The sequence below is a fragment of the Rhodococcus sp. NPDC078407 genome (assembly GCF_044542515.1).
In the GTDB taxonomy this organism is placed as follows: domain Bacteria; phylum Actinomycetota; class Actinomycetes; order Mycobacteriales; family Mycobacteriaceae; genus Rhodococcoides.
Genome location: NZ_JBITUQ010000016.1, coordinates 41576 through 61666, shown reverse-complemented (window position 1 = coordinate 61666; position 20091 = coordinate 41576). Strand labels below are relative to the sequence as shown.

The 20091-nt window shown below is 64.8% G+C and carries 18 protein-coding genes; 7 read left to right on the top strand and 11 right to left on the bottom strand.

Annotated elements, in window-relative coordinates; all coding sequences use genetic code 11:
• The first annotated feature begins 197 nt into the window (after nt 1–197).
• The 3 genes from ACIGGF_RS16820 (at nt 198) to ACIGGF_RS16810 (ending at nt 1891) form a co-directional block, all read left to right on the top strand.
• On the top strand, nt 198–668 hold the full coding sequence (locus ACIGGF_RS16820; protein ID WP_397522376.1) for a DUF4395 domain-containing protein: 471 nt from the start codon (nt 198–200) through the stop codon (nt 666–668).
• A gap of 79 nt (nt 669–747) precedes the next feature.
• Nucleotides 748–1584 carry a sulfurtransferase gene (locus ACIGGF_RS16815; RefSeq protein ID WP_397522375.1) on the top strand — a complete coding sequence of 279 codons (837 nt, stop codon included), beginning with the start codon at nt 748–750 and terminating at the stop codon, nt 1582–1584.
• Between the two features lies 1 nt (nt 1585).
• A complete protein-coding gene (locus tag ACIGGF_RS16810; protein ID WP_397522374.1) occupies nt 1586–1891 on the top strand; it encodes a DUF1416 domain-containing protein in 306 nt (101 codons plus the stop codon).
• A 70-nt stretch (nt 1892–1961) separates the two neighbouring features.
• Here the strand turns inward: ACIGGF_RS16810 and ACIGGF_RS16805 are convergent, their stop codons facing one another.
• Nucleotides 1962–3491 carry a cutinase family protein gene (locus ACIGGF_RS16805; protein WP_397522373.1) on the bottom strand — a complete coding sequence of 510 codons (1530 nt, stop codon included), beginning with the start codon at nt 3489–3491 and terminating at the stop codon, nt 1962–1964.
• A 317-nt stretch (nt 3492–3808) separates the two neighbouring features.
• Here ACIGGF_RS16805 and ACIGGF_RS16800 point away from each other — a divergent pair, with 317 nt between their 5' ends.
• Nucleotides 3809–4504, top strand: coding sequence for an FABP family protein (locus ACIGGF_RS16800; protein WP_397522444.1), 696 nt, complete (start codon nt 3809–3811; stop codon nt 4502–4504).
• 208 nt (nt 4505–4712) lie between these two features.
• Here the strand turns inward: ACIGGF_RS16800 and ACIGGF_RS16795 are convergent, their stop codons facing one another.
• From ACIGGF_RS16795 to ACIGGF_RS16770, 6 genes are all read right to left on the bottom strand, one after another.
• Nucleotides 4713–6314: an ATP-binding cassette domain-containing protein gene (locus ACIGGF_RS16795; protein WP_397522372.1), complete on the bottom strand. Its 1602-nt coding sequence runs from the start codon at nt 6312–6314 to the stop codon at nt 4713–4715.
• The gene (cydD, locus tag ACIGGF_RS16790) at nt 6307–7995 is read right to left on the bottom strand and encodes a thiol reductant ABC exporter subunit CydD (RefSeq protein ID WP_397522371.1); all 1689 of its coding nucleotides are present in this window, start codon (nt 7993–7995) and stop codon (nt 6307–6309) included. The genes ACIGGF_RS16795 and cydD overlap by 8 nt, the downstream gene beginning before the upstream one ends.
• Complete coding sequence (cydB, locus tag ACIGGF_RS16785; protein WP_397522370.1) at nt 7992–9029, bottom strand: cytochrome d ubiquinol oxidase subunit II; 1038 nt, start codon at nt 9027–9029, stop codon at nt 7992–7994. The genes cydD and cydB overlap by 4 nt, the downstream gene beginning before the upstream one ends.
• Before the next feature lie 9 nt (nt 9030–9038).
• On the bottom strand, nt 9039–10508 hold the full coding sequence (locus ACIGGF_RS16780) for a cytochrome ubiquinol oxidase subunit I (protein ID WP_397522369.1): 1470 nt from the start codon (nt 10506–10508) through the stop codon (nt 9039–9041).
• Nucleotides 10509–10639: 131 nt separating this feature from the next.
• Nucleotides 10640–11506 carry an aminodeoxychorismate lyase gene (locus ACIGGF_RS16775; RefSeq protein WP_397522368.1) on the bottom strand — a complete coding sequence of 289 codons (867 nt, stop codon included), beginning with the start codon at nt 11504–11506 and terminating at the stop codon, nt 10640–10642.
• Between the two features lie 22 nt (nt 11507–11528).
• Entirely contained in the window at nt 11529–12827 is a 1299-nt protein-coding gene (locus ACIGGF_RS16770) for a dicarboxylate/amino acid:cation symporter (RefSeq protein WP_397522367.1), read from the bottom strand.
• 93 nt (nt 12828–12920) lie between these two features.
• On the opposite strand from ACIGGF_RS16770, the gene ACIGGF_RS16765 reads away from it, so the two are divergent.
• The 3 genes from ACIGGF_RS16765 (at nt 12921) to ACIGGF_RS16755 (ending at nt 15118) form a co-directional block, all read left to right on the top strand.
• Nucleotides 12921–14042, top strand: a complete 1122-nt coding sequence (locus ACIGGF_RS16765; RefSeq protein WP_397522366.1) for a YgfZ/GcvT domain-containing protein — start codon at nt 12921–12923, stop codon at nt 14040–14042.
• A gap of 23 nt (nt 14043–14065) precedes the next feature.
• On the top strand, nt 14066–14656 hold the full coding sequence (locus ACIGGF_RS16760) for an MOSC domain-containing protein (RefSeq protein WP_397522365.1): 591 nt from the start codon (nt 14066–14068) through the stop codon (nt 14654–14656).
• Between the two features lie 267 nt (nt 14657–14923).
• The gene (locus ACIGGF_RS16755; RefSeq protein WP_008719426.1) at nt 14924–15118 is read left to right on the top strand and encodes a DUF3073 domain-containing protein; all 195 of its coding nucleotides are present in this window, start codon (nt 14924–14926) and stop codon (nt 15116–15118) included.
• A gap of 89 nt (nt 15119–15207) precedes the next feature.
• Here the strand turns inward: ACIGGF_RS16755 and purM are convergent, their stop codons facing one another.
• From purM to ACIGGF_RS16735, 4 genes are all read right to left on the bottom strand, one after another.
• On the bottom strand, nt 15208–16308 hold the full coding sequence (gene purM, locus ACIGGF_RS16750) for a phosphoribosylformylglycinamidine cyclo-ligase (protein WP_397522443.1): 1101 nt from the start codon (nt 16306–16308) through the stop codon (nt 15208–15210).
• An 86-nt stretch (nt 16309–16394) separates the two neighbouring features.
• Entirely contained in the window at nt 16395–18065 is a 1671-nt protein-coding gene (locus tag ACIGGF_RS16745; protein ID WP_397522364.1) for an ABC transporter ATP-binding protein, read from the bottom strand.
• On the bottom strand, nt 18062–19030 hold the full coding sequence (locus tag ACIGGF_RS16740; RefSeq protein ID WP_397522363.1) for an ABC transporter permease: 969 nt from the start codon (nt 19028–19030) through the stop codon (nt 18062–18064). The genes ACIGGF_RS16745 and ACIGGF_RS16740 overlap by 4 nt, the downstream gene beginning before the upstream one ends.
• A complete protein-coding gene (locus ACIGGF_RS16735) occupies nt 19030–20025 on the bottom strand; it encodes an ABC transporter permease (RefSeq protein ID WP_397522442.1) in 996 nt (331 codons plus the stop codon). Before ACIGGF_RS16735 ends, ACIGGF_RS16740 begins: the two co-directional genes overlap by 1 nt.
• Between the last annotated feature and the right edge of the window lie 66 nt (nt 20026–20091).

Sequence of the window (20091 nt, the reverse complement as noted above, 5' to 3'; positions counted from 1 at the left end):
CTTCGTGTTGTACCGCCACGAGCTGATGCTCACCAGTCGCCGCACGGTAGATCTGTGCCGACTGGGCGGTTGTTGCTGTCGCTGCTGCTGATTTCCTCGAGCCGCCACGCCCGTGCGTGATGTCGGCCCCAAGACAGGAATCCACGTCCGAGCACTGCCTTTCGGCGTGCCCCGGCTTCGCACAGGAGTACTTCTCGATGTCGACACCCGACACCCACACCGACTCACCCACGATCGACCAGGTCGACGTTCGCGGTCCACGCTTCGCAGCATGGATCACCACTGCCGTTCTGGTCGTCGTACTTCTCCTGACCACGTTCTCGGTCCCCGCAGCGGCAATCCTGCTCGGGCTACAGGCGATCGTGTTCGGAATCGGAGCCGTCCGCGGACCCAAGCACAGTCCGTACGGCACGATCTACGCGACATTCGTCGCACCGCGACTCTCTCCGCCGAGCGAACGCGAGCCGGTGGCTCCGTTGAAGTTCGCTCAGCTGGTGGGATTCGTGTTCGCCGCCGTGGGAGTACTCGGCTTCGCGCTGGGCAGTCCCGTCGTCGGCACCGTGGCAGCGGGCTTCGCCCTGTTCGCGGCGTTCCTCAACGCCGCGTTCGCGGTGTGCCTCGGGTGCATGGTCTACCCCTTCGCGGCGCGACTGCGCAGCACTTTCTGAACTGCGTCGTTTCGCAGGCTCCACTCCTGTCCCGACACCCCTTCTTCCGATCCGTACAAGTAAGACCGAAAGGAACACCATGGCTCGCTCCGACGTCCTGGTCTCTGCCGACTGGGCCGAGCAGAATCTGAACGCACCGAAGATCGTCTTCGTCGAGGTCGACGAAGACGCCAGCGCCTACGACGGCGGACACATCGAAGGTGCCGTCAAGCTCGACTGGCGCAAGGACCTCCAGGACCCGGTTCGCCGCGACTTCCTGGGTCAGGAACAGTTCTCGGACCTGTTGTCCGCAAAAGGAATCAGCAACGACGACACCGTCGTCCTGTACGGCGGAAACAACAACTGGTTCGCTGCGTACGCCTACTGGTACTTCAAGCTCTACGGCCACAAGGACGTCAAGCTCATCGACGGTGGACGCAAGAAGTGGGAACTCGACGGACGCGAGCTGTCGAAGGACGTCGTCAGCCGTGAGACCACGCAGTACCGTGCCGAGGCTCCCGACCTGTCGATCCGCGCCTTCCGCGACGAGGTCATCGACGCCATCGGCAACAAGAACCTGATCGACGTGCGCTCGCCCGACGAGTTCTCGGGCAAGATCCTCGCTCCGGCTCACCTGCCGCAGGAACAGGCTCAGCAGCGTGGCCACGTGCCGTCGGCCATCAACATCCCGTGGAGCACCACCGCCAACGAAGACGGCACCTTCAAGTCCGACGAGGCGCTCGAAGAGCTGTACAAGACCAAGGGCTACGACGACGACAAGGCCACCATCGCCTACTGCCGCATCGGCGAGCGCTCGAGCCACACGTGGTTCGTCCTCAAGGAGCTCCTGGGCAAGACGGACGTCAAGAACTACGACGGCAGCTGGGTCGAATACGGCTCTCTCGTCGGAGCACCCATCGAGTTGGAGGTTCACTGATATGTGTGGAGCACCCGTACAGGGCCAGACCATCCCAGCAGGCGTCGACGTCGAGAAGGAAACGGTCATCACCGGCCGCGTTGTCGCGGGCGACGGTGAACCGGTAGCCGGCGCGTTCGTGCGTCTGCTCGACGGCACCGGCGAGTTCACCGCCGAGGTCGTCGCCTCGGGCACCGGAGACTTCCGCTTCTTCGCCGCTCCCGGCCAGTGGACGCTGCGCGCACTGTCCTCATCGGGCAACGGCACCACCGTCATCGCCCCCGAGGGCGCTGGCGTGCACTCCGCCGACGTCACTGTCGGAGTCTGATCTCGCCGTCACTCGACAGACACGAAGAACCCCGCACCGGACACCGGTGCGGGGTTCTTTTTTCGTGTTGCTAGCCGGTGGCTCCTGCCGGCTCGGGGACCGTGGAGAACTGTGGCGGGAACATGCCCTCCGGGACCGGGATGCCCTGGGACTCCAGGAAAGCACCGAGGTCACTGATTCGAGTCTGCGTACCCGGCTCCGGTAGTAGTCGGGGCTCGGTGGCCGGAGCAGGCGTCTCGGTAGCAGGAGCAGGCGTCTCGGTGGGCGGATCGACTGCAGGCGGCGCGTTCTTCTTTTCCCGTTCGGTGCGAGCAAGATCGGTCACCCACGCGACCATCTTCTCGCTTTCCCAGTCGTATCCGTCGTTCGGATCGTTGTACCAGTAGGACAGGTGCTGCAGAAAGCCGAGCGCCAGGTACGGGCCGAGAACCACGTCGACGATGCCCGCGTTGTTGTCCACCAGCCCCTCGCCTTCGGCGAGCAACTTCGCCTTCACGGTCTCCGCTCCCGGCCCCATAGCCCAGTTGAGATCGGCCAGGAGCTGGTCGGGAGACAGCGCTGCGGCAGCCTGTGCGTCGTCCACCTGGTACTGCCGGTCGGACACTTTGACCAGAACCTGCAGCAGTGTCTCGTCCGATTCGAGCCAGGACTTGTTCGTGGCGATGTCGATGATCGCGCGGGTGGCGATGGTGGCCACCGTCCGGCCGAAGTCCGACACCGTCTGTACCGGATTCAACAGCGTCAACCGCATCTGACTCAGCACGCCGAGCGCCAACTGCAGCAGCTCGATCTTGTCCGGTGCATCGCACGCCAGATCCCAGGGCCGACACGACCACGTGACCTTGTCGGTCATCGTGCCGTAGTCGCGGGGGGACTGATCCATGAAGCCGCCGAGAGACTCACCGACCTCGTCGCCGAAGTTCGGCACCCCGGCCGGGCGGTAAGGCGACCCGACCATGATGACGCCGACGACGTCGTCGGACGTGACGAGCGCGTTGGGATCGCGATGTCCGAGTTCGATCGACAGCCGATCGAGAACTTCACCGCCGACGCTGTACCCGAGTAGCGCGAACTTGGTCTTCTCGCCGCACTTGGTCTTGTACTCGTTCATCAACCGGTTGGTCGACGCGATGCCGTCGTCGATCGATTCCTGATACGTCGCCACGTTGTCGAGCACGTCGAAGCCGTAGGTGGAGGTGTACGGAACGTAGAGCCAGCCGACGGTCCCGGGACTGTCCGCGTTGGCCTCACCGACCGGAACGGTGACGTTGCCGACCCAGTTCGACGCGATCGTCTGCGCTTCTTCGTTCAGCGGGTTGCGTCCCGCGTCCGAGTCTGTGGCTCCGGACACTGCCAACAGCAGCACGTCCGGGCAGTCCTGTGCGTAGTTGTTGGGGTCGATGTTCGGGCCCTGCGAAGAACCGAAATCTGCCGACCCGGAGTCCGAAGAACCCGAATCAGGAGCGGCCAGCGCAGCAGCGGGAGCTGCCAGCGCCAACGCCATTGTGACGACCGCCGATCGAACCAACACGGAACCGAACGACGATGTCCGAACACGCTTACGACGCAGCATTTCTGCAGAGACCTCCCCAGCCTTCACGACACAACCCGACTCCACGACACAGCGCGGTGACCACGTCGGGCTGTCACGAGCGAGAGCCCGACGCCCCCCGGGGAAGAAGGTACCTGCTCGCGACGATTTCACCATCACTACGAGTGATTCAGGGCACTGGAAGCCACGAAGAGGGGCTTGTGTCACCAACACCACAGAGCGGATCAGGGCCGTTGTCGTAGACCGGGACAGCCGCGGGTTAAACTCGGTCCCGTGGTCATCTTCTTCGAGTTGTTGCTGGTGCTTGCGGCAATAGCCATCATCGCGTTCTCGCTCTACGTCGTCTACCGACTGGTCAACGACGAATCGTGACAGAACCGGTCGCGGGTCAATCCGGCAACGCTGACGAGGGCTCGCCCATCACCAGCGGCGACGAAGCGATAGCGGCTGCCGAACAGAAGTTCGCCGACGCGTCGACGCGCAATGTTCCGGTCCTGCCGGACATCCCGCATCCCGACGACACGGCCAACGTCCGCCTCGGCCCCGATCTGCATCCGTCGATGCTCGCGCTCCTACCGCTCGTCGGTGTGTGGCGCGGCGAGGGCGAAGGCCATGACCCGGAATCGGGCACCGACTACCCCTTCGGTCAGCAGATCGTGATCACACACGACGGCGGCAGTTACCTCAGCTGGGAATCGCGTTCGTGGCGACTCGACTCCGACGGCAACTTCGCACACCCCGATCTCCGCGAGACCGGATTCTGGCGCATGAGCGGAGGCGACGGCGTCAAGGGTTCCGAGAACGAAGAGGTCGTCGAACTTCTGCTGACACACAGCACCGGAGTCGTCGAGCTGTACTACGGGCATGCGCTCACGCAGTCCTCGTGGGAATTGGCCACCGATGTCGTCATTCGCAGCTCATCGGGTGCGTTGGTCGGTGGGGCAAAGCGGCTCTACGGCATCGTCGACGGCGGAGATCTCGCGTACGTCGAGGAACGCGTCGTCGCCGACGGCCCGCTGGCACCGCGGTTGTCAGCGCGCCTGACTCGCTACATCGGCTGAGGGCACTTTCTCCCACCGAACTTCTGATCACTGCACGTTCTGGTCACTGCACGCGAACGGCCCCCGAGCCATACCTGCTTTCAGGTCCCGACCGGACAGGTCGGGGGCTCGGGGGCCGGGTAGCTGCCTGGGATTCGCTTGCCGCTCGCGCGGTCTTCGCAGTGAATCCGTCAGCGATAGCGGCTAGCTGACAGCCACCTCACGCGTCCTAGAGTTCATCAACTTCAGACCACCTCCTCTCTCGTGTACTCCCAACGTACGCCGCGGATTCCGAGTCGGCAAAGTCTTTTTTCGCACGGGCTCGCCCGAGGTCGATCACCTGGTCGGCGTCGGTGCCCTCCGGTAATTGATGAGTCACGACCACCACGGTGCGGTCGGCTCCGAACAGTCCTCCGTCGACGGTGAGCAGCTCGCGCAGTATCGCTTCGCCGGAGACCCGATCCAGATGCTCGGTCGGCTCGTCGAGCAGCACGATCGGTGCCGTACCGAGCAGGGCGCGCGCCAACAGCAGTCGGCGTCGCTCTCCCCCGGACACGGCCTGTGCGCCGCCGTCCAGAGTGGTGTGGATGCCGAGAGGCAGTGTGTCGAGCCACCCACCCAGGCCCACGCGTCGTAGCGCCTGCGAAGCCTGCTCTTCGTCGACATCGCCGCGCACCACCCGCAGGTTCTCCAGAATCGAGGTGTCGAACAGGTGCGCGTCCTCGGCGAACAGCGCTGCGTCCGAGCCGCATTCCGCGGCGAACTCCCGCAGCATCGTGGTCTTGCCCGATCCGCTGGGTCCGATGATTGCGCTCCGCGCAGTGGTGCGGTTGAGGACCCCAGAGGGCACATAACCACGCCACTGCGGCGGAGCCACATCGAGCATGGCCAGTATTCGGGTGGCTGCGATTCGTCCCCGCATCAGAGCGATTGCCGCCCCGGGCAGTGCTGCAGTCGCCTCGAAAGCGGCCAGCGGAACCAGCACGAGGATCGCCAGTGCCATCGGTGTCATACCGCCGGCGGTGCCTCCGTCCGGTCCGTAGAGCCCGATCCCGACGAGCAACGAACCGATCACCGACACCCCGATCGACAGCGGCCCAGCGGCATCGGCCATCGCCGACGGCCGGGCGGCTCGGTCCCGGGCAATCACCGAACTCTCTGCCGCGCTTCGCGCTTCGGCCAGTGTTGCGTCCATGCGTCTGGCGACCCTCAGTTCTGCGGCGTGGTCGAGTGCCCGGACCGCCGCTTCGGCGAATCGCGCGTCGGCATCGGCTCCGGCTTCTTCGGCGATCCGTGCCGACCGCGCCGCCAGGATCGGTGCGCCCACCCCGGCAATCAGCAACGACACCGCCAGGATCGACGCGGCAGCCGGCGAGATACCGGCGAGCAGTCCCACGGCTGCCAGCATCATCACGACGGCGACACAGATGGGGACGATGGCGCGGACGACGACGTCACCGAGCACGTCGACGTCCGCCCCGGTACGAGCCAGGACGTCACCTCGCCGAAGAGCGAGCACGCCGTCACCGCTCGCCAGTCGCTCGTAGATCCTCGTGCGTGCGGCCGTCGTACCGCGCAGGGCCGCGTCGTGCGTGGTCAATCGTTCGAGATAGCGAAATATGCCGCGGGAGATGCCCAGTGCCCGAACCGCTACCACCGCGACTGTCAGGTCCATCACCGGAGGCATCTGCCAGGCTCGCGTGATCAACCAGGCCGACAGTGCGGCCAGAGCCAGCGCGCTGCCCAGGGTTGCCACCCCCGCCGCCACGGCCAGTGAAACTCGCCGCGGAGAGAGCTCGAACAGAACGAGTGCTCGTCGTAGGTCAGACATGATCGACCTCCGTTAGCGCCGATGAGCTGCTTCGCACCTCGACGACGCGATCTGCGGCGTGCAGCACCGAGCGCCGGTGACCGACCATCACGACCGTGACGCCTCGGTCTGCTGCGTCTCGAATGGCCCGCAGCACAATCTGTTCGGTGGTCGGATCCAGGTGCGCCGTCGGCTCGTCCAGCACCATCACCGCGGCACCGGCCAGAAAAGTTCGGGTCAGGGCCAGACGTTGCAGTTCACCGAGGGACAGCCCCACGCCGCCTTGTCCGACGCGAGTGGCCCAGCCGTTCGGATGATCTCGCAGTACCGCATCGAATCCCGAAGCGCGGCAGGCTGCGTCCAGTGCGACGGCGTCGGTCACGCCGTGCAGGGTCACGTTCTCGTAGAGCGTGCCCGGCAGCAACACCGGCCGCTGCGGAAGCCACGCGACCTGAGCCCACCACCGATCGAGATCGAGATCGGCCACGGGTACGCCGCCGACGAGAACCGCACCACTCGTGGGCGTCGTCAGTCCCAGAACAGACTGCAGCGCAGTCGATTTGCCCGAGCCATTGGGTCCGGTCAATACCGTGACGGTGCCCGGTCGGCACAGTGCGCTCAGACCTGCCGGAGCCTCGCCTTCCCGGCTCGCGACGGTGAGCCCGACGAGTTCGATGTTCGCGCCCGTAGCGTCGACCGTTCGACGCCCCATCGGCTGTGCCGTAGGCCGATCGAGCACTCGGAAGGCGCGGTCCGCGGCCTCGACGCCGTCCTCTGCTGCGTGGAACTGGGTCCCCACGGCGCGTAACGGGAAATACACTTCGGGGGCGAGGATCAACGCGATGATGCCCGCTTCGAGTGTCATCTCACCGAAGACCAACCGTAGTCCGATTCCGACGGCCACCAGCGCCACACACAGGGTTGCGAGCAATTCGAGCACCATCGACGAGAGAAACGCAACCTTCAACGCGCGCATCGTGGTTCGTCGATGCGCGTCACCCAGCGCGCGGATGCGAGCGGCCGGACCGTGTTCACGACGCAGCGCGCGCAAGGTCGGCAGACCGGCCAGTAGATCGAGCAACTGCGCGGACAACCTGGTCATCGTGGCGAGCGTCGCTGCGGCTCGGCCTTTGGTCAGCAACCCGATCAGAATCATGAAGATGGGGATGAGGGGAAGAGTGACGGCGATGATGACCGCCGACGTCACGTCCTGGGTGACGATGACGACCAGGACGAGCGGCGTGACGATGACCGCCGACACCAACGCCGGCAGATATCCGGTGAGGTACGCGCGTAGACCCCCGATGGCCCGGGTCACGATGACGGCCAGCTCTTCCCGTTCGCGGTCGAGCTCCCGAGGCTCGAATCGCGTTGCCGTGGTGAGGACCTCGACCTCGAGCTCGGCAACCACCCGTGACGCCGACCGGTGCGCGTACCGGGACTGGACTCCGGTGACGAGCACACGGGCCACCACTGCGCCCGCCAGCACGGCCAGTTCCGTCGTCCAGGCGGACACCGATCTGGCCGTCGGGTCGGTGATGACGCCTGCCAGCACACGTCCGATGGTCGACGCGCTCACGATGATGCAGAGCGTGACGACGGTCGACAGGGCGACCGTGACGATCAAGTAGCCCCGCGCAGATCGAGAGTATTTCCACAGTCGCGGGTCGACCGGTCCCCGCGAGCGAGCGGGCGCGGTCACGATGTCACCGTCAGTCCGATCGAGTCCGGGATCTGTGCGCTCGAAATACGCTGGCGGAACACCCAGTACGTCCACGCCTGGTAACCGATCACGACGGGCGCGGCGAACGCGGCAGCCCAGGTCATCACCTGCAACGTGTATGGACTGGACGACGCGTTCTCGATGGTCAGCCCGAAGGCAGCGTCCGTACTGGACGGCATGACATTGGGGAACAGCGACGCGAACAGCAGCACGACGACGGCAACGATCGCGACACTGGTGAAGACGAAGGCCCAGCCTTCACGTACTTTTGCCGTCGACGCGACGACGAGCAGCAAGGCCACTGCTGCCACCGCGACGAGCACCCAGGTCCAGGTCTTCCCGTAGGCGAGTTGTGTCCACAGCGCGAAGGCTCCACCGACGAGCACTGCCGGAACCGAAAGCCATGCAGCCATTTTCACGGAGTCCTCGTGGACATCGCCGGAAGTCTTGAGCGCGATGAACACGGCACCGTGCAGTGCGAACACCACGGCCATCGTGACTCCGCCGAGCAGTGCATACGGGTTGAGGAGGTCGAAGAATCCTGCGGTGACCTTCTTGTTCTCGTCGATCGCGACTCCGCGCACGATGTTGGCGAACGCGACACCCCACAGCACCGCCGGAACCCACGAGCCGATGCCGATTCCGATGTCGCAGCGTCGACGCCACACCGGGTCGTCGATCTTGCCGCGCCATTCGATGGCGCAGATACGGAGGATGAGCGCTACCAGGATCAACAGCAACGGCAGGTAGAAGCCGGAGAACAGCGTGGCGTACCACTCCGGAAAGGCTGCGAACAGGGCTCCGCCGGCGGTGATGAGCCAGACTTCGTTGCCGTCCCAGACCGGGCCGATCGTGTTCAGTACGGCACGCCTGCGCTTCTCCCCCGTCGCCGGGTCGGGGTGCCGACCCAGTATGGGCATGAGCATGCCGACACCGAAGTCGAACCCTTCCAGTACGAAGTAGCCGACGAAGAAGAAGCCGATGAGGAAGAACCAGAATTCGGGCAGTGACATGGCTATCCCCTAGTACGCGAACGAGAGTTGTTTCGGCTCATCGTCTTCCGATTCCGGTGGGTCGACGTGCGGGTGCGCGTCGTGGTCGAGAGGTCCCTCGATGACGTAGCGCCGGAGCAGGTAGAACCAGACCCCTCCGAGTGCGGCGTACAGCAGTGTGAACGTCACCAGCGAGGCGAGAACGAGGCCGACGGGATGGTCGGACACGCCCTGGTCGACGGTGAGCCGGATCTGATCGACGCCGGAGAGATTCGGCGCGACAACCCATGGCTGACGGCCCATTTCGGTGAAGATCCAGCCGGCACTGTTGGCCAGGAACGGAGTCGGGATTGCCGCGAGGCTGAGCCACGAGAACCACTTCTGGTCGGGCACTCGACCACCGCGGGTGACCCACAGTCCCGCAATCGCGAGCAGAGCGGATCCGGCGGCCAGTCCGATCATCATCCGGAATGCCCAGTAGGTGACGAACAGGTTGGGCTTGTAGTTACCGGGCCCGAACTGCTGCTCGTACTGCTCCTGCAGTTGGTTGACGCCCTGCACGGTGGCACCGAAGTCGTTCTCCGCCAGGAACGACGTGAGGCCGGGGATCGAAATGAGGTGCACCACCGATTCGCAGTTGTTGTGCGTCCCCACGGTCAGGAGCGAGAAGCTGGCTCCGGTTTCAGTGTCGCACAACGATTCTGCCGAGGCCATCTTCATCGGCTGCTGCTCGAACATGAGCTTGCCCTGAATGTCTCCGGTGATGGCCAGCGCGCCGCCTGCGACGATCATGACGATGAAGGACATGCGCGCTGCCGACCTGAACATCGAGCGTGAATCAGTAGCCGCATTGTTCAGCTTCGTCTTTCGGGCCTCCCGCACCATCCACCAACCGGAGATGCCGGCGACGAAGGTTCCCGCGGTGAGGAAAGCTCCTGCTACGGCGTGCGGAAAAGCCGCCAGCGCAGTGTTGTTGGTGAGCAGGGCCCAGATGTCGGTCAGCTCGGCGCGGCCGGTCTCCTCGTTGTAGATCGCGCCGACGGGATGCTGCATCCAGGAGTTGGCTGCGATGATGAAGAAGGCAGAGGCGTTGACGCCGATCGCGACGAGCCAGATCGTGGCCAGGTGAACAAGCTTGGGCAACCTGCTCCAGCCGAATATCCACAGGCCGAGGAACGTGGATTCGAGGAAGAAGGCCACCAATCCTTCGAGTGCGAGGGGCGCACCGAACACGTCACCGACGAAGCGTGAGTATTCGCTCCAGTTCATCCCGAACTGGAACTCCTGGACGATTCCGGTTGCGACGCCGAGTGCGAAGTTGATGAGGAACAGCTTGCCGAAGAACTTGGTGAGTCGATACCAGGAGTCCTTGCCGGTGATCACCCACATGGTCTGCATAGCTGCCACCATCGGCGCGAGGCCGATCGTGAGGGGTACGAGAATGAAGTGGTACACGGTGGTGATACCGAACTGCCACCGCGAGACATCCAACGCGTCCATCGATACTCCGAACTCTTCCACCTGAGCTGTGACGGGCAACACCGCAGGTCAGGGCGTTGTCCCGCGACGAATTCGAATGTACTACTACGAGTAGTAGTAGGGAAGAGTCCCTGGGCAGGGTCGTTGGTCACTCAGCTCGTAGCGGCGACGCCCACGGCTCGATCGACCATCTCCGACACCTGTTCACCGCTGCCTGGACGCCCGAGAACAACGCCGTTCATCGTCGTCACCCGCGCCGCGAGCGTGACACTCGAGACCAGCCAAACACTATCTGCCGCAATGAGATCCGCAGGATAGAGATGGCCGTGCTCGCACTTCCAGCCAGCATCCTCGGCAACCTCGAACAACGCTGCCACGGTGGTTCCGGCCAGGATGCCCTGCTCCACCGACGGTGTGACGAGTGTCTTACCCCGCGCGAGCACCACCGTCGACCTCGGGCCTTCCAGTACCCGGCCCTCGCTGCTGAGGTAGATCACGTCGTCCGCGCCCTGCGACACCGCATGTCGCAATGCGGCCATGTTGGTCGCGTAGGACAGAGTCTTGGCACCGGCGAGCTGCCACGGGGCGGTCGCCGAGAAATCGACCGAATAGCCTCGGTCGAGCGTGATCACCGACACCCCGTGGGCCCGCGCGGTCCGCACGCGCTCGGGGAGCGGCCCCACCGTCACGAACGCCGTCGGCTCGCCGCCGCTCTCGCGTCCACGACTGAGCACCAAACGCAGTACGGCCTCGTCCGCCGAGTTCCGAGTCCACAGAGCGGCGGACTCGTCGACCACCGTTCGCCATGCGTCCAGGTCGGGGGTAGGCAGTTGTAGCGCCGCCGCCGACGCCGCCAGACGGGCCAGATGCAACTCCACTGCGCGGGCCACGCCTCCGCGCACGAGCAGCGTCTCGAATACACCGTCGCCGCGCACGGCAGCGAGGTCGTCGGCGAACAGCAGGGGCTGCGCAGCGTCGTGCACTCGGCCGTCCAGCGTCATCACTACCGGTTCGGACATGGCGTCACTGTAGATCAGGCGATCAGTCGGCTCGATCCGCCTGGGCCATCACGTCGCGGTACTCGTCGAGGTCTATCTCCTCGGCAACCACGTTCTTGGTGCCGTTGTAGACGTCGCGGTCGATCTCGTCGTCGGCGTTGGCCACCAACATGGCGACGAACGTGTCTCCGTTGACGTTGAGGAAGGTGCGGAAGATGCCGGCGAACCAGTCGACCGCGATGAGTAGTCCGACCGCCTCGAACGGCAGGTCCAACGAGGTTGCGAGGAACATTGCGACCACCGGGAAGCCACCTGGAACGGTGATCGTGCCCATGTTCAGCAGTATCGCCAATCCCATCCCGAGGGCAATCTGGCCGATACTCAGTTCGATGTCGCCGGCCTGCGCGAGGAACATGACCACGATCATGTAGTTCAGTACCGCGCCGTACGAGCCCATGGTCAGGCCGATCGACAGCGTGAAGTTCGCGACCTTCTGGCTGACACCCACCTTTTCCACGGTGTTCTTCAGAACGGTCGGGAACGTGACGGCCGAACTCGTGGTCGTGACCGCAATAGCCGTCTGCTCGGTCAGCTTGTTCGGCAGACTCCTGGGATCCAACCGGGTTCGCACCGTCACCACCACCACGAACAGCGCGAACAGAATCAACACGCCGAGCAGGGTGGTTCCCAAGTAGCTCAACGCCGTCGAGACGACGGAGAATCCGACGTCGCCGGCGAGGGCCGCGAGAAGGCAGAAGACACCGACCGGTGCAATGGTCATGACGAGCCGAATCATGGTCAGGACGATCTGCTGAATCTGATCCATGAGCCTGAGCACGCCGGTGTCACCCGTCGTGGAGATGTGGCTGCGCAGGGCGATTCCGAAGAGCAACGAGAAGACGATGATCGGCACCATCGTCGCGGTCGACATCGCGTCGAACACGTTGGTCGATACGAAGCCCCGCAGGGTGTCCTGCCAGCCGATCGCCTCGCTCGCGCTTTCTTCGAGGCTGGGATCCAGCTGTTGCGTGAACTCCATCCCCGCACCCGGGCGAATGAGAATGCTGAGCAGCCACGCCAGCACTGCTGCCACGAACGAGAACCCGATCATCCACTTGAATGTCCGCGCCGCGATCTTGCCGGTGCCCGTTCCGGACATCGATCCGGTCGCCACGATCACCGACGCCATGACCAGCGGCACGATCGACATCTGAATCAGGCGGATGAACAGATCGCCGACGAACTTCAGGTTCGCGGCCCAGTCACCGACGATCAGACCGAACACGATTCCGCCGATCGCAGCCAGGCCGATCTGCGCTGCCGGATGCTTCAGAGTTTTCACGGATCGAACGTAGAGAGGGTAGTTCGCCTGCCTGTATCGGACGCGTTGCACGTGGGTAAAACCCTGGACTGCGCAGGCTCCTACTATGGAGTGGTGTCCGATTCCGTGACGATCAGTCCCAGTCCTCTTCTCACTCTTCCCGGTGCGGTTCCTTCCCCGGACGACAGCGTCGACGCGGGGGTGGCCTGGCACTACGGCAATCCCTTCGGCGAACAGCGTGACGCCGTCGGCTCTGCCGCCGTCATCGACCGATCCCACCGCTTCGTCCTCGCCATCAGCGGAGACGAACGCCTGAGCTGGTTGAACACGATTTCGAGCCAACTGGTCTCCCATCTGCCCGACGGCAGTTCGGCCGAGAATCTGAGCCTGGACGTCAACGGACGCGTCGAACATCATTTCGTGCAGACCGACTCGGGCGGCGTCACGTATATCGACACCGAGCGCGTCGCCGGCCCGGATCTGCTGTCGTTTCTGAAGAAGATGGTGTTCTGGGCCAAAGCCGAACCGCGCGAGGCCGACGAACTGGCCGTGCTCACCGTCCTGGGGTCGGATGCGGTGTCCGTTCTGACCGAGGCCGGTGCACCGGTTCCGGGCGAGATCTACGACGCGTCGGAGATCGACGGCGGCGGCTTCGTCCGGCGGATGCCGTGGCCGGGCCCGAACTCGTACGACGTGGTGATCCCCCGTGCACACCTGACCGAGTGGTTTCTCCGACTGCGCGACGCCGGGGCGAGCCCGGCCGGAACGTGGGCGTTCGACGCGTTGCGGGTGGAATCACTGCGGCCGCGCGTGGGCGTCGACACGGACGAGAAGACCATTCCGCACGAGGTTCGCTGGATCGGTAGTGCCGCCGAGTTCGGGGCCGTGCACCTCGAGAAGGGCTGCTACCGCGGGCAGGAGACGGTGTCGCGCGTCCACAACCTCGGTCGACCGCCGCGGCATCTGGTGCTGCTGCATCTCGACGGTTCCGCGGACGGTCGGCCCAGCACCGGCGATCCGGTCACCGCCGGCGGACGGTCGGTGGGCCGTCTGGGTACCGTCATCGATCACTTCGAGCTCGGTCCGATCGCTCTAGCCCTTCTCAAGCGAACGACTCCGGTGGACACCGCCCTCGAAGCGGGGCCGTGTGCCGCGTCGATCGATCCGGATTCGATCCCGTCCTACGACGACGTCCAGGCCGGGCGCGCGGCCGTCGACCGCTTGCGCGGCCGGTGATCGGGGCCGTCTCGGCTGTCTGCGTGGTGCACGCCGACGTTCCGCTCGGTCGGCGCGGCGTCGTGGACAGCGGGATCGACAAGCGGCCCGTCGACGGTCCGGTGGACGTGCACGAGCTCGGGATCGGCGGCGACCACTGCCGGGACACCAAGTTCCACGGCGGGCTCGATCAGGCCGTCTACGCCTACGACGAGGCGGAAGCCAAATACTGGGCCGACGAGCTCGGAGTGCCGGTTCCGCCGGGTCGATTCGGCGAGAACCTCCGCACCGAGAGCGTGCCGGTGACCGACGCGGTGATCGGCTCCCGGTGGCGGGTGGGCAGCGTCGAACTGGAGGTGACGATCGCCCGCAAACCATGCGCAACGTTCGCACGGTGGATGGACGAGCCCGGGTGGATCAGTCGATTCACCGACCGCGGCGATGTGGGCGCGTATTTCCGGGTCATCGAACCGGGGGTGTTCACCGGCGGTGACGCTGTGACGGTGACGTCGGTTCCCGACCACGGGGTGACGGTGCGGACGCTCTTCATGGGCAGAAACGCCGATGCGATGCAGACCCTGTTGGACACGCCGATCTGGCACCGAAGGTGTACCGCGACGCCGCCGCGGCCCTGAAGAGGTTGCGGAGGCCATGACCCGCAGCACGTAGTTTTCGTGTCGCCGAACGAAGATAGTTTGCCTGTGCACGGATATCTGCAGGTACAGGCAGCGCGGGTCCCGATCCCGGGCGTGTCGCGCCCGTTCGCCCGTGACCGACACGTGGTGCCGTATGCGCATCGCGGCGATTCGCGCGCTAGAGTGTGTGCCAGGAAGAAATACCAACTCTAACGGGGCCGCCAAATTTCCCCAGGCCGCCCCGCAAGTCCGCGAGGGGGCACCGCCATGGGCCGAGGCAGGGCTAAGGCAAAGCAGACAAAGGTCGCTCGTGAGCTCAAGTACAGCTCGCCGACAACGGACTTGGAGAGTCTGCAGAAAGAACTCTCCGGTGGTTCGTCCAACTCCCATCGTGGCATCCACTCTGACTCGGATGTGCATTCCCGAGTCGAGGAAGACGAGTACGAGGACTGGCGACGCTAGTACTGTGCAACGACAACGACTGAGGGGGAGCCGCTGAGCGGCTCCCCCTCACTTGTTCATCGTGTACTTACCGTTCAGAACCCCGCCGTTCAGAATCTCGGGTGATTGCCCAGCAGTAGTGCGCGCTCGTCGGCGATGTCCTTACCGGCGGCCTTCTTGACGGTGCCCAGCGTCCAGCAATCGATGTGACGCGCGGTCAGCACGGCCAGCGCCCGGTCGACGTCCTCGGGTGCCACGATGGCGACCATGCCGACACCCATGTTGAACGTCTGCTCCATCTCGGCCCGCTCGACGCGTCCGCGCTGAGCGATGAGCGAGAAGATCGGAGCCGGGCTCCACGTGGTGCGGTCGAGTTCGGCCACCAGTCCCTCGGGCATCACCCGGGAGAGGTTGTTGGCCAGTCCGCCGCCGGTGACGTGGCAGAACGTGCGCACGTCGGTCTCGGCGGCGAGTGCCAGACAGTCCTTGGCGTAGATCTTGGTGGGCTCGAGCAGTTCCTCGCCCAGCGTGCGACCGAACTCTTCGACATGTCCGCCGAGGTCCATGTGGTTGATCTCGAGCAGCACCTTGCGGGCCAGGGAGTAGCCGTTCGAGTGCAGGCCCGACGATCCCATCCCGATGACGACGTCACCCGGGCGTACCCGCTCCGGGCCCAGGACCGAATCGGCCTCGACGACGCCGATGCCGGTGGCCGACAGGTCGTAGTCGCCGTCGGCCATGAGTCCGGGGTGTTCTGCCGTCTCGCCTCCCAGCAGTGCGCAGCCGGCGATGATGCAGCCCTCGGCGATGCCCTTGACCAATTCTGCGACCTGCTCGGGAACGACGCGGCCCACCGCGATGTAGTCCTGCAGGAACAGCGGTTCCGCGCCACAGACGACGAGATCGTCGACGACCATCGCCACCAGGTCGAGGCCGAGCGTGTCGTGCTTGCCCAGGGCCTGCGCCACGGCCACCTTGGTGCCGACGCCGTCGGTCGAGGCGGCCAGGACCGGCTCACGGTAGTCGCCCTTGAGCGCGAAGAGACCGGCGAACCCGCCGAGACCGCCCATCACCTCGGGCCTACTGGCCTTCTTGGCGAGCGGCGCGAACAGCTGCACTGCTCGATCTCCAGCGGCGATGTCGACCCCGGCCGCCGCGTAGGAGGCACCGCCCGAGTGAGTTGCGCTCGTGGGTTGGGATTCCTCGGTCATTCGGCTCCAGCCTGTGTGCTCGTTCATGTCGGCGCCCGTTCGAGCGCGGCCCCAACGGTACCGGAGTGCCCGGTCAGGAGAAGAACTCACGTGTGCAGGCGTTTGCCGGGGATCGCGGCCAACAGCTTTTCGGTGTACTCCTCCTCCGGCGAGCGCAGAATCTTCCACGGCGTTCCCTGCTCGACGACGCGGCCTCCGCGCAGCACTGCCACACGATGCGCGACGCGGTCGACCACGGCCAGGTCGTGGCTGATGAACAGACATGCGAAACCGAATTCCTGCTGCAACGCCTCGAAGAGGTCCAACACTGCTGCCTGCACCGACACGTCGAGTGCACTGGTCGGCTCGTCCGCCACCACCAGATCCGGACCCAGCACCAATGCTCGCGCCAGGCTGACGCGCTGCCGCTGCCCACCGGACAATTCGTGCGGGTACCGCTTGTCGGTGCCCGAGGGCAGTTGCACGGCGTCGAGAAGCTCGGTCGTTCTGGCCGCGATCGCGTCCTTGGAGCCGTACTTGTGCACGATCGTCGGCTCGGCAACACACTGCCCGACGGTCAGGCGCGGGTTCAGTGACGCCGACGGGTCCTGGAAGACGAAGCCGAAGCGCTTACGCAGGGGCTTGAGCTTGCGTTCGCTCACACCGGCAATGTTCTGCCCCATCACCGTCACGCTGCCGCTGGTCGGCTTCTGCAGCGCAGCGACACATCTGCCGATAGTGGATTTGCCCGAGCCGGATTCACCCACCAAGCCGAGGGTCTCGCCGCGGTGGATGGTGAGCGAGACGTCGTCGACCGCCCGAAACGCAGGCGAGCCGACTCCACCGGAGAACTGCACCACCAGCTTCGAGACGTCGAGAACCGGTTCACCCGAGGTGTCGACGGTCTTGTCCGACTCCACCGCAGCCAGAGTCGGCACTGCCGCCAGCAGCTTCTTGGTGTACTCGTCCGCGGGGGCGTCGAACAGCTGCGCCACCGGAGCTTCCTCGACGACGCGACCGTTCTGCATGACGACGACACGGTCGGCCAGATCGGACACGACGCCCATGCTGTGGGTGATGAGCACGATGGCACAGCCGAGCCGGTCCTTGAGATCGCGCAACAGTTCGAGGATCTCGGCCTGTACCGTGACGTCGAGAGCGGTGGTCGGCTCGTCGGCGATGATGACCTTCGCCTCACACGAAATGGCGATCGCGATCATCACGCGTTGCTTCTGCCCGCCCGAAAGCTCGTGCGGATAGTACGAGAAGCGCTGCTCGGGGTTGGGCAATCCCACCATCGTCAGCAACTCGACGGCCCGTGCTTTGGCACCCTTCGCCGACATCCGTTTACCGTCGTCGCTGCCGCCACTGGTCGTTCCGCCGGCTCCACTCCTGGGGTGCGCCCGGAGTGCTTCGACGATCTGATACCCGATGGTGAACAGCGGATCGAGAGCGCTGCCCGGTTCCTGGAACACCATCGAGATCTTGTTGCCGCGCAACCCCGCCCACGCTTTGTCGTTCAGCGTGGTGACGTCCCGGCCACCGAGAATCACGTGCCCATCGACCCGTGCGGTGTCGGGTAGGAGACCGATCGCGGAGCGAACACTGACGGACTTCCCCGACCCCGACTCCCCCACCACGGCCAGTACCTCGCCGGGATACACCTCGAAGGAGACCTGGTCGACGGCGTGTACTTCGCCTGCGTCGGTGGCGAACGTGACGGACAACGACTCGACCGACAGCGCGGACTCTCGTGGAGTCGCCACACTCTGTGTCATACCTTCACCGCCTTCTTGAATTTCTTACGGGTACGCAGCAGCGGATTGAGTGTCTCGCTTGCGCTTTCACCCACCATGGTCAAGCCGAGCACCACCAGCACGATGCCCAGGCCCGGGAACACCGACGTCCACCAGATGCCGTTGGAGATGTCCGGCAGGGCCTTGTTGATGTCGTAGCCCCATTCCGAGGCGGAGGTGGGTTCGATACCGAATCCGAGGAATCCGAGCCCGGCCAGGGTCAGGATGGCCTCGGCCCCGTTGAGGGTGATGATGACCGGCAGTGTCTGCACCACGTTGGCGAGTATGTGGCGGAACAGAATTCGCGGTGTGCCGGCCCCGGTGACCCGTGCTGCATCGACGTACGGTTCGGTCTTGACCGCCACCGTGGCATTGCGGACCACCCGGAAGTACTGCGGTACGAATATGGCCGTGATGGCGATTGCTGCGGACGCGATGCCACCGAAGCTCGACGACTGTCCACCCGCCACGACGATCGAGATGACCACGGCCAGAAGCAGAGACGGGAATGCGTACATCGCATCCATGAACAGCACGAGCACACGGTCGAACCAGCGCCCGATGTATCCCGAGGCGAGCCCCAGCGGAACGCCGATGATCAGCGAGAGAATCAACGACGAGGCGATCACCATCAGAGCTGTTCTGGCACCGTAGATCACACGTGAGAAGACGTCCTCCCCGCGGACCGAGGTGCCGAACCAGTGCTCCGCCGACGGAGCTGCCTGACGCGCAAAATCCTGGCCGGCATCGCTGGTCTGCGAGAACCCGTAAGGCGCAAGCAGCGGAGCGAACAAGGCAGCAAGCACGAACGCCACCATCAGTGCCAGACCGACGAGCAGCGTGACCCGCTGCAATCCCGAGGTGGACTTCACGAACGACACACCGGGGATTCCTCGACGGTGTGGGCGGGTGGAGGGGACGTCGGACAGCACGACTTCGGTGCTCATCAGAACCTCACTCTCGGGTCGATGAGGGCGACGATGGCGTCGGTGACGAAGCTGACGACGGCCACCACCACGGCCAGGAACGTCACGATGCCCTGCACCGCAACGAAATCGCGTTGCTGCAGGTAGCGGGCCAGCTCGTAGCCCAGGCCCTGCCACTCGAACGTGGTCTCGGTGAGCACTGCTCCGCCCAGCAGCACGGCGATCTGCAGGCCGATGACCGTGACGATGGGGATCATGGCGTTGCGGAACGCATGTCGCCTGGTCACCGTGCCCTCGCTCAGTCCGCGCGCGCGGGCGGCGTCGACGAACGGTGCCTGCAGCGTCTGAATCAGGTTGACGCGCACCAGCCTCAGAAAGACGCCTGCCGTCAACAGGCCCAGTGCGAGAGCAGGAAGAACGGCATGCTCGAGCACGTCGACGGTGTAGCTCGTCTCTCCGTAGAGGAAGGAATCGACGATGAGAATGTTCGTCTTCGGCGAGACGTTCTGCAGTGCCAGTTCCACATTGGTGCTGGCTCGTCCGGCCACCGGCAGCCAGCCGAGCTTGACGGCGAACAGCAGCTTGAGCAGCATGCCGACGAAAAACACCGGTGCCGCATACGCCAGGATTGCGAAGATCCGCAGCGAGGCGTCACCGAATCGGTCTCGATGGGTGGCGGCGTAGAACCCGAGCGGGATACCGACGGCAAAGGCCACCAGCAGTGCCCAGAACGCCAATTCCAGTGTCGCAGCACCGTTGACGAGCAGGACGTCGCTGATCGCTCGATTGTCGGTGGCAGAACGGCCGAAATCGCCGCGCAGCAAACCGGTCAGGTACTCCCAGTACTGCGTCAGAATCGGACGGTCGTAGCCGGCCTCGGCCTTGCGCTGGGCGATCTGTTCGGCAGGGAGGCGGCCACCGAGGGCCGCGGTGATCGGATCACCGATCACGCGCATCAGAAAGAACACGACGGTGACGAGAATCCAGGCAGTCGGAATGATCAGCAAAAATCTGATCCCGAGATAGCGAGCGAGCGCGCCGTATCGTGACGGCGCGCTCGCCTGCTGTGCTTTCTTCTCCCC

Coding starts and splice junctions, on each gene's coding strand:
- cydB (WP_397522370.1), bottom strand. CDS start 9,029: ATGTCACTGCCCGAATTCTGGTTCTTCCTCATCGGCTTCTTCTTCGTC.
- ACIGGF_RS16810 (WP_397522374.1), top strand. CDS start 1,586: ATGTGTGGAGCACCCGTACAGGGCCAGACCATCCCAGCAGGCGTCGAC.
- ACIGGF_RS16755 (WP_008719426.1), top strand. CDS start 14,924: ATGGGCCGAGGCAGGGCTAAGGCAAAGCAGACAAAGGTCGCTCGTGAG.
- ACIGGF_RS16820 (WP_397522376.1), top strand. CDS start 198: ATGTCGACACCCGACACCCACACCGACTCACCCACGATCGACCAGGTC.
- ACIGGF_RS16775 (WP_397522368.1), bottom strand. CDS start 11,506: ATGTCCGAACCGGTAGTGATGACGCTGGACGGCCGAGTGCACGACGCT.
- ACIGGF_RS16740 (WP_397522363.1), bottom strand. CDS start 19,030: ATGAGCACCGAAGTCGTGCTGTCCGACGTCCCCTCCACCCGCCCACAC.
- ACIGGF_RS16780 (WP_397522369.1), bottom strand. CDS start 10,508: ATGGACGCGTTGGATGTCTCGCGGTGGCAGTTCGGTATCACCACCGTG.
- ACIGGF_RS16795 (WP_397522372.1), bottom strand. CDS start 6,314: ATGTCTGACCTACGACGAGCACTCGTTCTGTTCGAGCTCTCTCCGCGG.
- ACIGGF_RS16745 (WP_397522364.1), bottom strand. CDS start 18,065: ATGACACAGAGTGTGGCGACTCCACGAGAGTCCGCGCTGTCGGTCGAG.
- purM (WP_397522443.1), bottom strand. CDS start 16,308: ATGACCGAGGAATCCCAACCCACGAGCGCAACTCACTCGGGCGGTGCC.
- ACIGGF_RS16815 (WP_397522375.1), top strand. CDS start 748: ATGGCTCGCTCCGACGTCCTGGTCTCTGCCGACTGGGCCGAGCAGAAT.